This window comes from Pseudomonas sp. RW10S2 (assembly GCF_014268985.1).
In the GTDB taxonomy this organism is placed as follows: domain Bacteria; phylum Pseudomonadota; class Gammaproteobacteria; order Pseudomonadales; family Pseudomonadaceae; genus Aquipseudomonas; species Aquipseudomonas wayambapalatensis.
On record NZ_JABWRO010000028.1, the window covers coordinates 33,890 to 47,993 of the forward strand.

Consider the following 14,104-nt stretch of genomic DNA (forward strand, 5'->3'; position numbering starts at 1 on the left):
GCAATCAGTTCAGGTAGGGGGACCAGGACGGTTCTCTGACTTCGCCTTGAGCGGTAGGAAGTGGGAGCCTCACACGGCCGTTAAGCGACACGAGCATCAAGACTCCCCGGCCCTGCTGGCGGGTGGCGTAGATTAGCATGGTGCCGTTAGGCGCAACAGTGGGAGACTCATCAAGACTCGTTTCAGAAAGAATCTTTACACTTCCCCGTTGCAAGTCCTGAGCAGCCACCTTGAAGTTGGTGAAACCTTCCTGGCGATGAATCATAACCAGGGTCTTTTCATCCGCCGACAGTTTCGGGTTGGCATTGTAGTTGCCAACGAAGGTCACACGCTCGGCGCCACCGCCACCTACCGAAGTCTTGTAGATCTGTGGCTTGCCACCACGGTCGGAAGTGAAGTACAGCGTGTTGCCATCCTTGCCCCAGAACGGCTCGGTATTGATACCAGGACCTGCAGTGACACGGCTGATCTGACGCGACCCCATGTTCATCACATAGATGTCCGGGTTGCCGTCCTTGGACAGCACGAACGCCAGACGATTGCCATCGGGCGACCAGGCTGGTGCACCGTTAAGGCCTTCGAAGTTGGTGATCTGCTCGCGGCGACCGGTGTCGATGTGCTGGACGAAGATACGTGGACGCTTCTGCTCGAACGAGACATAGGCGATACGCTTGCCATCAGGTGCAAAACGCGGCGACAGGATGGGCTCGCGCGACTGCAGCAGCGTCACTGCACGGGCACCGTCATAGTCGGAACGCTGCAGGGTGTAGCGGGTGTTGTTGGTCGAGAATCGCTCGGCAGTCACGTACAGCATGCGAGTGGAGAACGCACCCTTGATACCGGTGAGCTTCTCGAACGACTGGTCGGCGATGTAGTGCGCCATGTCGCGCAACTGATCGACGCCACCACCGACACTGCCGGTCAGCACCTGTTGCTCGGTTGCAACGTTGAACAGCGCGTAGCTGATCTGCAGGCGACCACCGGACGGCACGATGCTACCGACCATCACGTACTGGGCACCCAGCGCCTTCCAGTCGCGGAAGATGACTTCGCTGGCCTGGGTCGGCTGGCTGATCATGTTCTGCCGCGGGATGGGCGCGTAGTAGCCGGAGTTGCGCAGATCGTTGCCGATGATGTCGGCCATGTCTTCCGGCAGCACGCTGCCACCCTGCAGACCGAACGGCACTACCGCGATGGGCGTGGCCCGGTCGCTGCCGCTGGTGACCAGGATGTTCTTTTCCTCTGCCACGGCCATGCCTGCCACGCAGCAGAGCATGACCAGCAGTCCTCTCAGACGTTTAATCACAACGCTAGATCCTCAGGTGTAAATGTCATCTTGAACGAACGATACGGATTGAACTCGTTCGGCTTCAAGCCCTGCATTTCAGTCAACCGGCCAATGTTCTTCACCGCGGCCACGGCCGAGCTGTCGAACGGACCGTCGCCACTGGACTTGGCCACGCTCACATTGGTGATCGTGCCGTCCGGCAGCATGTTGATCTGCAGGACTACCGTCATGCCCTTGCGCGCGGATGGCGGACGCGCCCAACCTTCGGCCGCACGCATGCGGATGAGGTCGTCGAAATCACCTGCCACCTGGTCGCCTTGCTCATCGGCCAGTGCCTGCTGACGCTCGGTGGTGTCGGACAGCAACTCGGCCAGGGCCTGAGCCTTCTTGTCTTCAGCCGCCTTGCGGGCCGCATCCTGTGCCTTTTTCTTCTGTGCATCCGCAGCGGCTTTCTTCTTCGCCTCTTCGGCTGCCTTCTTCTTCGCTTCCTCGGCCGCCGCTGCTTTCTTCTTGGCGTCCTCGGCTGCTTTTTTCTTGGCGTCTTCGGCGGCTTTCTTCTTCGCCTCCTCGGCGGCCGCTTTCTTGGCTTCTTCCTCAGCCTGCTTCTTGGCCTCTTCCTCGGCCTTCTTCTTGGCGATATCCGCTTGCTGCTTCTTCGCTTCCTCGGCCTTCTTCTGCTCGGCGGCTTTCTTCGCTTCCGCAGCCTTGGCGGCGTCTTCAGCTTTCTTAGCCTCGGCGGCTTCGCGGGCTTCCTCGGCCTTTTGAGCGGCGTCGGCTTTCTTTTGTTCCGCGGCCTTCACAGCTTCCTGCTCGACCTTCTTCTGCTCCATCTGCTCGACTTCAGTCTGGCGTGAAGCCGTTTTCTTGGCTTCCCCGGCAATCTTCTGATTGGTCTGGGTGGTCGCCTGACTCTTGGACTTGAGCTGATAGAGCGTAGCCTGGACGATAGGCTTGGAAGGCGGCAGTTCGGGGGTCATGGCGAAGCTGACGAACAGCAGGCCGAACACCAGCACATGCAGGCCAATGGCCCAGACGCTGGGCCAGAAGTAGCTTTCCGAGGCAGATGGCTCTCGCTGTTGCATCAGGGCGCCTCGGTAATCAGGCCAACGTTACCGACACCGGCTTTCTGCAACCCGCCCATGGCGCCCATGACCGCGCCGTAGTCGACGGCCTTGTCACCCCGGATAAACACCTGGGTCTGTTTGCCCTGGTCACGGCCGGCAGCAATGATCTTGGTCACCGCGCTGGTCATTTCCGGCAGGGTCATCGCCTTGTCCATCTGCTTGTCGGTATCGACTTCGCTACCGAGGTTCCAGTAGTAGGTTTTGTCGGCCTTGATCGAGATGGTGAGGATCTGGACGTTGTTGTCCTGCGGCAAGGCTTCGCTGGAAACCTTGGGCAGGTCGACCTTCACGCCCTGGTTGAGCATGGGTGCGGTCACCATGAAGATGACCAGCAGCACCAGCATCACGTCGATGTAGGGCACCACGTTCATCTCGGCGACCGGCTTGCGTTTGTGGCGAACTCGGGCCATGGATGTCTACCTGATCACTCTTCGCTGGTGTGTACTTTGCGGTGCAGGATCGCCTGGAACTCATCGGCGAACGTGTAGTAGCGACCGATCAGTGTTTCGCTGCGTGCAGCGAAACGGTTGTAGGCGATGACTGCCGGGATCGCGGCGAACAGGCCGATCGCGGTGGCGATCAGTGCCTCGGCAATGCCGGGCGCCACGGTGGCAAGGGTGGCCTGCTGGGCGCTGGCCAGGCCACGGAAGGAGTTCATGATGCCCCATACGGTACCGAACAGACCGATATACGGGCTGGTGGAACCGACGGTAGCCAGGAACGGCAGGCTCTGCTCGAGTTTCTCTTCCTCGCGGGAGATGGCCACACGCATGGCGCGCCCCACCCCTTCCATGACCGCATCAGGGTCGACGCCCGGCTGCTGGCGCAGGCGCGAAAACTCCTTGAAGCCGGCGCGGAAGACCTGCTCGACACCCGAATCCGGATCAGGGTTGCTGCCGGCCTGGCGATACAGTTTGGACAGGTCGATGCCCGACCAGAAACGCTCTTCGAACGCGTCCAGCGCACGACGACCGGCGCGCAGCATGGTGCTGCGCTGGAAGATCATGATCCAAGAGGTCACCGAGGCTGCCACGAGAGTCAGCATCACCAGTTGAACCACCACACTGGCATTGGCGACCAGGCTCCACATGGAGGTATGGTCGACGACGTTTGCTTCCACGCTTATTCTCCTGCGTTCGATTGAGTACCCATGCCGTCCGCCATGAAAGCGTCGCGCAGTTCAGGGGGAATGGCCCGGGGTTTGAAAGTGTCGGCGCGCACGGCGGCCACCAGGAACTGCCCTTCGCAAAGCAGTGTTTCATCCGTTTCCCGCCAGACCTGCTGCACGAAGCGCAGGCTGGCGCGATTCAATTCAAGTACTTGTGCGGTTACCCGCAACGCATCGTCCAACCGTGCCGGCGCGTGGTAGCGCGCCTCGCTGGAGTGGACGACGAACAATAGATTCTGTTCCGCCAGCTCGGACTGGGAAAACCCCAGGTGCCGCAACCTCTCGGTGCGCGCACGTTCCATGAATTTCAGGTAGTTGACGTAGTACACCACCCCGCCTGCGTCAGTATCCTCGTAATAGACGCGACAACGGTGAGCGAACGGGTCCTGCCGATTTTGCGCGCGCATACTCTAGTGCTTACTCCTCAGCTTGCCAATCCGCCCCGGCAACTGTTTTTTCAGGGGAAATGTCGTATTGCCAGCGCTATCGCAAAGTGCCAGCGCTAGGACCACGAAAACCCCAATTCGATCTGTCACTCATCGTCAGGATCAGAAAATTCTCCGCCCTCTGCAAAGCGCCCCGGAATGTTCAGGCCGAAATGCAGGTAGGCGTGACGGGTGACCACGCGGCCACGCGGTGTACGCATGATGTAGCCCTGCTGGATCAGGTACGGCTCGAGGACATCCTCGATGGTGTGCCGCTCTTCGCTGATCGCAGCCGCCAGGTTGTCCACACCGACCGGTCCGCCATCGAATTTCTCGATCATGGTCAGCAGCAGGCGCCGGTCGGAATGGTCGAAACCGCGCTCGTCGACATCCAGCAGGTTCAACGCCTTGTCGGCGATCTCCTTGGTGATCTGGCCCTTTGCACGCACCTCGGCGTAGTCACGCACGCGGCGTAGCAGGCGGTTGGCGATCCGCGGCGTACCGCGGGCGCGACGGGCGATCTCGAAAGCGCCCTTGTCTTCGATGGCAAGCCCCAGGATGTTCGCCGACCGGCTGACGATGGTCGCCAGGTCCTGGTTGCTGTAGAACTCCAGGCGCTGGACGATGCCGAAACGGTCACGCAGCGGGTTGGTGAGCATCCCGGCCCGGGTGGTCGCACCAACCAGGGTGAACGGCGGCAGGTCGAGCTTGATCGAGCGTGCGGCAGGCCCCTCACCGATCATGATGTCGAGCTGGAAGTCCTCCATCGCCGGGTAGAGCACCTCCTCGACCACTGGCGAGAGGCGATGGATTTCATCGATGAACAGCACGTCGTGCGGCTCGAGATTGGTCAGCATCGCCGCCAGATCACCCGGACGCTCGAGGATCGGGCCGGACGTGCTCTTGACCGAAACCCCCATCTCGTGGGCGATGATATTGGCAAGGGTGGTCTTGCCCAGACCGGGCGGACCGAAGATCAAGGTGTGATCGAGGGACTCGTTGCGGCCACGGGCGGCCTGGATGAACAGGCCCATCTGCTCGCGCACCACCGGCTGGCCGATGTACTCGTCCAGGCTCAACGGGCGAATGGCGCGGTCCTGGACCTCTTCGCGGTCGCGCCCGCTGGCGGCGATCAGGCGGTCGGCTTCGATCACTTGACGATCATCCCTTTGAGGCTATGGCGAATCAGCTCCTCGCTGCTCATGTTTGCCTTGTCCTTGATCGCCGACACTGCCTTGCTCGCTTCCTGCGGTTTGTAGCCCAGCGAAATCAGGGCGCTGACCGCATCGGCTTCGGCGCTGGAGGTGCTGGCCACCGGCAGTGGGCCATCAGACACCAGGGTGAACATCGCCGGCGAGGTTTCCCAAGCCTTGAAACGGTCCTTGAGCTCGACCAGCAGGCGCTCGGCGGTCTTCTTGCCAACGCCCGGTACGCGCACCAGAGCCGACGCATCCTGGGCCTGCACGCAGCGCACCAGCTCATCGACCTCGAGGCCCGACATCAACGCCAGAGCCAGCTTCGGGCCGACGCCATTGAGGCGGATCAGCTCGCGGAACAGTTCACGCTCGCGCTTCTCGAAGAAGCCATAGAGCAGGTGGGCATCTTCGCGGACCACCAGATGGGTGTGCAGCGTCACCGCTTCGCCGACCTTGGGCAGGCGGTACAGCGTCGTCATCGGCACCTCCAGCTCATAACCCAGGCCATTGACATCGATAATCAGGTGCGGCGGTTGTTTTTCCGCCAGGGTGCCACGCAAACGTCCAATCACGTTCGGATCCTTTCTCTCGGGCGTCTGGTCGGTGACCGGACAACCCTATCAGCAAATGCGGCGGGTGAGCGTGTCACCCGGACAAAATGTGTATCAGGGCATGAAGCTGTTACAGACGCAAGCGCCCACCGCGCCGGCGTGCAGTGGCCAGGCCGTGGGGCACCAGGCTGGAGCGTGTATGGGCGTGGCACAGGGCGATGGCCAGGGCGTCGGAGGCGTCGATCTGCGGCTTCTGCGTCAGCTTGAGCAGGTGCATGACCATCAGCATGACCTGATCCTTGTTCGCCCCGCCCGTACCGGCCACTGACTGCTTGACCTGGCTGGCCGTGTATTCGGCGATCTCCAGGCCCGCCTCGGCGGCGGCGACGATGGCTGCACCACGGGCCTGGCCAAGCTTGAGCGCCGAATCGGCATTGCGCGCCATGAACACCCGCTCGATGCCCATGGTGACGGGGCCATGCAGGCGAATCACCTCGCTGACGCCGCGAAACACGATCTGCAGCCGCTCATGCAACTCGCCGCCCCCCGTGCGGATGCAACCGGAGGCCACGTACTCGCACCCCCGCGGCGTGTGGCGCACCACACCATAACCGGTGATTCGCGAGCCGGGGTCGATACCAAGAATCAGCGTCATAAAGCCTGCGGTTCTTTACACATTTCACTGGCCCGCGAAGAGACCCTGAAGACCAAGGAGAACCTTAGCCGAGTTTTTCCATGATCTCGTCGGATATCTGCGCATTGGAGTAGACGTTCTGCACGTCGTCCAGGTCCTCGAGCATATCGATCAGCTTGAGCACCTTCTCTGCGCCGTCCTGGTCCAGCTCGGCGCTGGTGGTCGGCTGCATGACGATTTCTGCGTCGGCGGCCTTGAAGCCCGCCTCTTCCAGCGCATTGCGCACGGCGTAGAAGCTGTTGAAGGACGTGAAGACGTCGAAGGAGCCATCGTCATTGCCAACCACATCATCGGCATCGGCTTCCATGGCCGCTTCGATCAGCGCTTCTTCATCGACGCCCGGCGCAAAGCTGATCTGCCCCTTGCGCTCGAACAGATAGGCCACCGAGCCATCGGTACCGAGGTTGCCGCCGCACTTGGTGAACGCATGGCGCACAGCTGCTGCTGTGCGGTTGCGGTTGTCGGTCATGGCCTCGACCATGATCGCCACGCCACCGGGACCGTAACCCTCGTAGCTGAGCTCTTCGACGTTGTCGCTTTCGTTGGTGCCGGCCCCGCGCGCGACCGCACGATCGATGATATCGCGGCTCATGTTGGCACCCAGCGCCTTGTCCAGCGCCAACCGCAGCCGGGGATTGGAGGCCGGATCACCACCACCCTGCTTGGCAGCGACGGTCAGTTCGCGAATCCACTTAGTGAAGATCTTGCCTCTCTTGGCATCCTGGCGTTCTTTGCGGTGCTTGATGTTCGCCCACTTGGAATGACCGGCCATAACGACTCCAAATCCTTGAAACAGAAACAGGTTCCGCCCCGAAGGGCGGAACGCGGAAAATCCTGCGCACAAGCGCGAAGCGCCCCGAATCCGGGGCGCCTGCGGTTGGTTACTCGACCTTGGTCTGCTCACGCAGACGGATGTGCAGCTCGCGCAGAGCCTTGGCATCGACCAGGCCCGGGGCCTGGGTCATGACGCACGCAGCGCTCTGGGTTTTCGGGAACGCGATCACTTCGCGAATCGACTGGGCGCCAGTCATCAGCATGACCAGGCGATCCAGGCCGAAGGCCAGGCCACCGTGTGGCGGGGCGCCGAACTTCAGGGCGTCGAGCAGGAAGCCGAACTTCTCTTCCTGTTCCGCCGCCTCGATACCCAACAGGCGGAAGACGGCCTGCTGCATTTCTTTGCGATGGATACGGATCGAACCGCCACCCAGCTCGGTGCCGTTGAGCACCATGTCGTAGGCACGCGACAAGGCGGTGGCCGGGTTGGCCTCCAGCTCTTCAGGGGTGCACTTGGGCGCAGTGAACGGGTGGTGCAGCGCGGTGAAGCTGCCGTCTTCGTTCTCCTCGAACATCGGGAAGTCGACGACCCACATCGGTGCCCACTCGCAGGTGAGCAGGTTGAAGTCGTGACCCAGCTTGATACGCAGCGCGCCCAGGGCCTCGCTGACGACCTTGAACTTGTCGGCACCGAAGAACACGATGTCGCCATCGACCGCGCCGACGCGATCGAGGATCACGTTGAGGTTGGCCTCAGGGATGTTCTTGACGATCGGCGACTGCAGGCCCTCGACGCCCTTGGCGCGCTCGTTGACCTTGATGTACGCCAGGCCTTTGGCACCGTAGATGCCGACGAACTTGGTGTACTCGTCGATCTTGCTGCGCGGCATGGCAGCGCCACCCGGCAGGCGCAGGGCAGTGACGCGGCACTTCGGATCGTTGGCAGGGCCTGCGAAGACCTTGAAGTCGACGTCCTTGAGCTGGTCGGCAACATCGACCAGTTCCAGCGGGATGCGCAGGTCCGGCTTGTCGGAGCCATAACGACGCATGGCTTCCTCGAAGGTCATGTGCGGGAAGTCGCCGAACTCGAGGTCGAGCACTTCCTTGAACAGCTTGCGGATCATGCTCTCGGTGAGGCCCATGATCTCGGACTCGTCGAGGAAGCTGGTCTCGATGTCGATCTGGGTGAATTCCGGCTGGCGGTCAGCGCGCAGGTCTTCGTCACGGAAGCACTTGGCAATCTGGTAGTAGCGGTCGAAGCCGGCCACCATCAGCAGTTGCTTGAACAGCTGGGGCGACTGCGGCAGGGCGAAGAAGCTGCCTGCGTGGGTGCGGCTCGGCACCAGGTAGTCGCGCGCGCCTTCCGGAGTGGCACGGGTCAGGATCGGCGTTTCGACGTCGAGGAAGCCGTTCTCGTCGAGGAAGCGGCGGATGCTGCTGGTGATGCGCGAACGCAGACGCAGCTTGTCGGCCATTTCCGGGCGACGCAGGTCGATGAAACGATAGCGCAGGCGGGTTTCTTCGCCGACGTCAGAGTATTCGTTCAGCGGGAATGGCGGGGTTTCAGCTTCGTTGAGCACGTTCAGCTGGTAGCCGAGGATCTCGATGGCACCGGAGGCCATGTTCGCGTTCACCGCCCCGTCCGGGCGCTTGCGCACCTTGCCGGTGATCTGCACCACGTATTCGCTGCGCACGCGGTCGGCAGCGGCGAAGGTTTCGGCGCGATCCGGATCGAACACGACCTGGGCCATGCCTTCGCGGTCACGGATGTCGAGGAAGATCACCCCGCCGTGGTCGCGACGACGATGGACCCAGCCGCAAAGGGTGACTTCCTGGCCGTCCAGGCTCTCGTTCAGTTGGCCGCAATAATGGCTGCGCATCATGATCGTGGTTTCGCTTCTCGTGATTCGTGTATTCGGTGGAGGTCTTGTCCGCCCTGAGGGCTAATAGTGCAAGACCCTGTCGCTGCAATTCAACTCAGTCGGCCTTGTCGCCGGCCAGGTTCTTCTTAGCCCCGGTCTTGAAGTCGGTCTCGTACCAGCCATTGCCACTCAGGCGAAAGCCGGGTACCGACAACAGTTTTTTCAGGGCCGGCGCCTGGCATGCCGGACAATCGGTCAATGGCGCGGCGCTGATTTTCTGCAACACCTCCATGCGGTGGTCGCAGGAAGCACATTGATAGTCATAAAGGGGCATGGAAGTCTCTCGTCAACCACAACGCTGGCTGCCGGGGCAGCAAAAAGCGGGATTATATATGGTTAAGGAGTGCTGTGCAGCCCGCCCGGCGATCAGCGCGCACTTGGCGGATCAAGTAACCAGGCCACACAGATGACCCGAATCAGCCCACTGAAATTACGCACCCCTCCCTGGCGCAGGTGCACCTCCCGATCAACGTAGGACAGCACAGCGCTCACCGAACAGTGATTGGCCTCGGCGATACGCTCCAGAATACGCCAGTAGACCGCCTCGAGCCGAAGGCAAGTGGCAAACCCATTGAGCCTTACCGACCGCGAGACCGGTACGATCTGCAACATGTCGAAATCACCTCTGAACGGATCATGACAATCCCTGCCTGGCCAACCGCCGTGCCTGTTTGCTTGCGCCATGGTGCTGCTCCCTATTGCCGATCACTTCACGCCCTGCGCAAGAAGCCTCAGGGTGTTTCAATGAAGCGCCGTTCCGGCGTTGCAGAGCAGCAGCAAGGGTTTCCCCATAATGAAAAAGCCCGGCATCGCTAGGCGATACCGGGCTCTATGAACAAGTCTGGCCGCAGGCCAGCGCATCATTATTTGCCGTCGAGCAGCACTCGCAGCATCCAGGCGGTCTTTTCGTGCACCTGCATGCGCTGGGTGAGCAGGTCGGCGGTCGGCTCGTCACTGACCTTGTCCACCACCGGGAAGATGCTGCGCGCCGTGCGCACCACCGCTTCTTGCCCCTGGACCAGCTGGCGGATCATCTCATCGGCAGCAGGCACCCCTTCTTCCTCCTTGATCGAGGAGTGACGCGCATAGAATGCATAGGAACCCGGCGCCGGGAACCCCAGCGCGCGAATACGTTCGGCGATCGAATCGACCGCCAGGGCCAACTCGTTGTACTGCTCCTCGAACATCAGGTGCAGGGTTCGGAACGACGGACCGGTGACGTTCCAGTGGAAGTTGTGGGTTTTCAGATACAGCACATAGGTGTCCGACAGCAGGCGGGACAACCCTTCGACGATGGACTTGCGATCTTCTTCGCTGATACCGATATCGATTGCCATGAATCTCCCCTTTCCATAAAGCTTGACGATCAAGCGGGCGAAAACACTGTACCAAGACTTGCAGGCAGCTGCATGTGACACAAGGCAACACATCGCCCGACCACCCCTGCGGTTTGAGAAGCCCCCGGCTTTGCTGTTAAATAGGCAGGGTGCCACCCGTGCGGACTGACAATGCCGGGTGCATAGGCTGAACAGTCACGTGATCGCGCTCTACACCTCATGCGCACCGTGCTGCCAGCTCTTCCGTGATCGGCCTTATCCATATATGTGAGCCAACCCAATGTTCAAGATCGTCCATCTGGTGACGGGCGTTGCGGCTTTGCTGCTGTCGTTCATACCCAGCCTCAGAACCGACGCCACACCCTTCCTGCAACAACCCGAAGCGGCCTACCTGGTATTCCTGGGCCTGCTCAACCTGGTCCTCGCACCGGTGGTACCGCTTTACTACCGCGGCGCGCGCCAGCAATTGCAACATCTGGCCAGCGCACTCCTGGTGCTGGCGGTGATCCTGCAAACCATCACCGTCCTCGCCCGCCCAGAGCTCGGCAGCTTGTCGGCCTTGCTCTGCGCGGCACTGGCAACGGCCCTGCACCTGGCTGCCGGCTTCGCCCGCAGCGGTCGCAAATCACGAGCCAGTCAGGTGGGCCAGCAAGATGCCAGCAAGCGCGATACCGGCACCGTGAAGTGGTTCAATACCTCGAAAGGCTTCGGATTCATCTCCCGCGACTCCGGCGATGACATCTTCGTGCACTTTCGCGCCATCCGCGGCGAAGGCCATCGCGTCCTGGTGGAAGGCCAGCGCGTGGAGTTTTCGGTAATGCACCGCGACAAAGGCCTGCAGGCCGAAGACGTGGTCGCGGTTTCACGCCGCTGATCACTCGCCTCCATCACCTCAATAATGAGGTGGTGGAGGCTCCTCCCCTCCGGCCTCGTATTGGCCGACCATCTCTTCATGACGCTTGATCAGTTCGGCGATCTGCAACTGCAGGCGCTCGATCACCCGGTTCTGACCGGCCACTTCGTCGCTGAGCGCCTGAAGGGTGTCATCCTGAAACGCCTGACGCATCTCCAGCTCGACGATTCTCGCTTCCAGTGACATGGCTCAGGCCTCCTCGAAACCTTCAAGCGCCAACCCACGCAGGCGCTGGCGGATTGCATCGACCTGCCCGTGCGCGTAGCCGAGCGCAGGCACCTTGCCCCACACTGGCGCAGGCCACGCCGCATCGCTGCGATGACGCACCACCACGTGCATATGCAACTGACTGACGACATTGCCCAGCGTGGCGACATTCATCTTGTCCGCCGTGAACTCACCCTTGAGCGCCTCGGCGAGCAAAGTGGTCTCTTTCCACAATTGCTGCTGGTCGGCCAGATCCAGATCAAAGAGCTCACTGACATCAGCACGGCGCGGCACCAGAATGAACCAGGGATAGTTGGCATCCTTGCTCAGCAAAAGACGGGACAATGGGAAATCCCCCAGCACCAGGGAATCCTGCTGCAGACGCGAATCCAGGACAAACACGGCAAACCTCCATCGACTGACACGACCCGACTCGAACGCGGGCAGAGCGCAAGGATACCTTGCTTGCAGAGCCCGAGACACGATCCACTGCCTTGCCCGCCTCCCGAACGAGACGCACGTGCCACAAGCGGTAACACTGCGCTACTTTTCGCACCAAAATGAAGCAACAAAAAATACGCCTGTCACACCACCTCGGTACAAACTACTCAGCATCAACAGTCAGCGGTAACACCTTGACTTTCAAGCCAGCTTTATTTTGCAAACGATAATCAACATCGCGGAATACCATCAGACAACCTGAACCCCGTGTTTCCGGAGGTTTCAGGACGTTTTGAGAGCATTTGTGAAAAATTCATCAACGCTGATCGTTTTTGTGCACGCTTGTTGCATTCTTTTTACGCCAAGTCGGCACGGCACCTGCATTAGCCGGTGAACGCGACAAATAACAACAGCGACAAGGGATTCACCAGGGAGCTTCGAGTACGCACGTGTTCTTTACGGAATCGTGACGGCTTTGAAGCAGCGCTGGGGTGTACGGCCCGCCTGTAGCGGGACGTGATTTGCGACATGGAAATAGCCAAAAGCGACACGACCGTAAACTTACCGAAAGGTTCCGTTTTTCATGTCGCCAAGTACAGTCAGCGTGATATACATTTTCGCCGACATAAAAAGAAAGAGCTGCCCCATATAACTAAAACACTTGGGCGCAGCGGTACTCTTCCTAAAACCAAAGGAGCAAATCACGATGCGCGTGATGAAGTGGAGCATGATCGCCCTGGCTGTTGCAGCGGGGACTTCCGGACTGGCAGTTGCGTCGTCGCAGGATGAATCCAAAGGGTTCGTCGACGACAGCAAGCTCAACGTGAAGCTGCGTAACCTGTATTTCAGCCGTGACTTCCGCAACAACCCAAGCGACGAACAGAGCCGTCGCGCCGAGTGGGGCCAAGGCTTCATTGGCACTTTCGAATCCGGCTTCACCCAGGGCACCGTTGGTGTCGGCGTCGACGCCATCGGCCTGCTGGGCATCAAGCTCGACGGCGGTCGTGGCACCACCAACACCGGCCTGTTCCCTGTCGACTCCGAAGGTCGCCCGGAAGATTCCTATTCGAAAGGCTACGGTGCCGTCAAAGCACGCATCTCGAACACCGTCCTCAAGTTCGGCGGCCAGTTCACCTCGCTGCCAGTCTTCGCCACTGACGATAGCCGCCTGCTACCGGAAGCCGCCGAAGGCTTCCTGCTGACCAGCAAGGAAATCGAAGGCCTGGAGCTGAACGCCGGTCACTTCACCCGTCTGGACGCACAAGCCCAGAGCTACAAGGACAGCATCGGCGGTCGCAACAACCTCGGCATCAAGAACCCAGGCCTGACCGAAGCCAACGTCTTCGGTGGCACCTATGCCGTGACCGACGGTCTGAGCACCAGCCTCTACTATTCCAAAGTCGAAGACTACTGGCGTAAATACTACGCCAACGTCAACTGGGCACTGCCGCTGTCCGACAAACAAGGCCTGGTGTTCGACTTCAACATCTATGACACCAAGAGCGATGGCGAAGGCAAGGTACGCGCCTTCGATGGCGACAAACTGGACAACCGTGCATTCAGCCTGTCCGGCGCCTACAACGTTGGCGCTCACACCTTCACCCTGGCCTACCAGAAGGTCACCGGTGACGGCGACTACGCCTACGGCGTAGACGGCGGCGGCACCATCTTCCTCGCCAACTCCATCGCCCGCTCCGACTTCAACGCCGAAGGCGAGAAGTCCTGGCAGGCTCGCTACGACCTGAACTTCGCCGAGTACGGCATTCCGGGCCTGACCTTCATGACCCGCTACGCCCGTGGTACCGGTGCTCACGTCGAAGGCACCACCAACGGCAAGGAATGGGAACGCGACATCGACGTCAAGTACGTCCTGCAGGAAGGTCCTGCGAAAGACCTGAGCTTCCGCGTACGCCAAGCAACCTACCGCTCCAGCGACGGCGTCTACTACGGCTCCGCATCGATCGACGAACTGCGTCTGATCGTGGAGTACCCGCTGAGCATCCTGTAAGCCCCGGCTTGCAATGCCCCGCACCTGAAGAAGCCCGGCATCTGCCGGGCTTTTTT

General features: G+C 60.7%; 17 protein-coding genes. 2 read left to right on the forward strand and 15 right to left on the reverse strand.

Annotated elements, in window-relative coordinates; all coding sequences use genetic code 11:
• Positions 1-4 precede the first annotated feature (4 nt).
• The 13 genes from tolB to HU729_RS08925 form a co-directional block, all read right to left on the reverse strand.
• A complete protein-coding gene (gene tolB, locus HU729_RS08865) occupies positions 5-1,276 on the reverse strand; it encodes a Tol-Pal system beta propeller repeat protein TolB (RefSeq protein ID WP_054890993.1) in 1,272 nt (423 codons plus the stop codon).
• A 26-nt stretch (positions 1,277-1,302) separates the two neighbouring features.
• Positions 1,303-2,370: a cell envelope integrity protein TolA gene (gene tolA, locus HU729_RS08870; RefSeq protein WP_186667175.1), complete on the reverse strand. Its 1,068-nt coding sequence runs from the start codon at positions 2,368-2,370 to the stop codon at positions 1,303-1,305.
• Positions 2,370-2,822 (reverse strand): protein TolR, encoded by a 453-nt coding sequence (tolR, locus tag HU729_RS08875; RefSeq protein ID WP_012315816.1) that lies wholly within the window; start codon positions 2,820-2,822, stop codon positions 2,370-2,372. The genes tolA and tolR overlap by 1 nt, the downstream gene beginning before the upstream one ends.
• A 14-nt stretch (positions 2,823-2,836) precedes the next feature.
• Positions 2,837-3,532 (reverse strand): protein TolQ, encoded by a 696-nt coding sequence (gene tolQ / locus HU729_RS08880; RefSeq protein WP_054890996.1) that lies wholly within the window; start codon positions 3,530-3,532, stop codon positions 2,837-2,839.
• A gap of 2 nt (positions 3,533-3,534) precedes the next feature.
• Positions 3,535-3,987 carry a tol-pal system-associated acyl-CoA thioesterase gene (ybgC, locus tag HU729_RS08885; protein WP_186667177.1) on the reverse strand — a complete coding sequence of 151 codons (453 nt, stop codon included), beginning with the start codon at positions 3,985-3,987 and terminating at the stop codon, positions 3,535-3,537.
• A 125-nt stretch (positions 3,988-4,112) separates the two neighbouring features.
• Entirely contained in the window at positions 4,113-5,159 is a 1,047-nt protein-coding gene (gene ruvB / locus HU729_RS08890) for a Holliday junction branch migration DNA helicase RuvB (protein ID WP_054890998.1), read from the reverse strand.
• On the reverse strand, positions 5,156-5,773 hold the full coding sequence (ruvA, locus tag HU729_RS08895; RefSeq protein WP_186667178.1) for a Holliday junction branch migration protein RuvA: 618 nt from the start codon (positions 5,771-5,773) through the stop codon (positions 5,156-5,158). Before ruvA ends, ruvB begins: the two co-directional genes overlap by 4 nt.
• 109 nt (positions 5,774-5,882) lie before the next feature.
• Positions 5,883-6,407: a crossover junction endodeoxyribonuclease RuvC gene (gene ruvC, locus HU729_RS08900; protein ID WP_054891000.1), complete on the reverse strand. Its 525-nt coding sequence runs from the start codon at positions 6,405-6,407 to the stop codon at positions 5,883-5,885.
• A gap of 64 nt (positions 6,408-6,471) precedes the next feature.
• The gene (locus tag HU729_RS08905; RefSeq protein ID WP_186667179.1) at positions 6,472-7,218 is read right to left on the reverse strand and encodes a YebC/PmpR family DNA-binding transcriptional regulator; all 747 of its coding nucleotides are present in this window, start codon (positions 7,216-7,218) and stop codon (positions 6,472-6,474) included.
• Positions 7,219-7,327: 109 nt separating this feature from the next.
• Positions 7,328-9,103: an aspartate--tRNA ligase gene (gene aspS / locus HU729_RS08910; protein WP_054891002.1), complete on the reverse strand. Its 1,776-nt coding sequence runs from the start codon at positions 9,101-9,103 to the stop codon at positions 7,328-7,330.
• A 94-nt stretch (positions 9,104-9,197) separates the two neighbouring features.
• Positions 9,198-9,416, reverse strand: coding sequence for a zinc ribbon domain-containing protein (locus HU729_RS08915; protein WP_063545878.1), 219 nt, complete (start codon positions 9,414-9,416; stop codon positions 9,198-9,200).
• A gap of 92 nt (positions 9,417-9,508) precedes the next feature.
• Positions 9,509-9,826: a ribbon-helix-helix domain-containing protein gene (locus HU729_RS08920; protein ID WP_186667180.1), complete on the reverse strand. Its 318-nt coding sequence runs from the start codon at positions 9,824-9,826 to the stop codon at positions 9,509-9,511.
• A 179-nt stretch (positions 9,827-10,005) separates the two neighbouring features.
• A complete protein-coding gene (locus HU729_RS08925; RefSeq protein WP_023381917.1) occupies positions 10,006-10,479 on the reverse strand; it encodes a Dps family protein in 474 nt (157 codons plus the stop codon).
• A 280-nt stretch (positions 10,480-10,759) separates the two neighbouring features.
• Between HU729_RS08925 and HU729_RS25960 the strand changes: the two genes are divergently transcribed.
• Positions 10,760-11,353 carry a cold-shock protein gene (locus tag HU729_RS25960; protein WP_186667181.1) on the forward strand — a complete coding sequence of 198 codons (594 nt, stop codon included), beginning with the start codon at positions 10,760-10,762 and terminating at the stop codon, positions 11,351-11,353.
• An 18-nt stretch (positions 11,354-11,371) separates the two neighbouring features.
• Here the strand turns inward: HU729_RS25960 and HU729_RS08935 are convergent, their stop codons facing one another.
• Together HU729_RS08935 and HU729_RS08940 are read right to left on the reverse strand one after the other, a co-directional pair.
• Positions 11,372-11,578, reverse strand: a complete 207-nt coding sequence (locus HU729_RS08935) for a SlyX family protein (RefSeq protein ID WP_065862241.1) — start codon at positions 11,576-11,578, stop codon at positions 11,372-11,374.
• A 3-nt stretch (positions 11,579-11,581) separates the two neighbouring features.
• Positions 11,582-12,001, reverse strand: coding sequence for an HIT domain-containing protein (locus HU729_RS08940; RefSeq protein WP_186667182.1), 420 nt, complete (start codon positions 11,999-12,001; stop codon positions 11,582-11,584).
• 745 nt (positions 12,002-12,746) lie between these two features.
• On the opposite strand from HU729_RS08940, the gene HU729_RS08945 reads away from it, so the two are divergent.
• Positions 12,747-14,048: an OprD family porin gene (locus HU729_RS08945; protein WP_186667183.1), complete on the forward strand. Its 1,302-nt coding sequence runs from the start codon at positions 12,747-12,749 to the stop codon at positions 14,046-14,048.
• Positions 14,049-14,104: the final 56 nt, after the last annotated feature.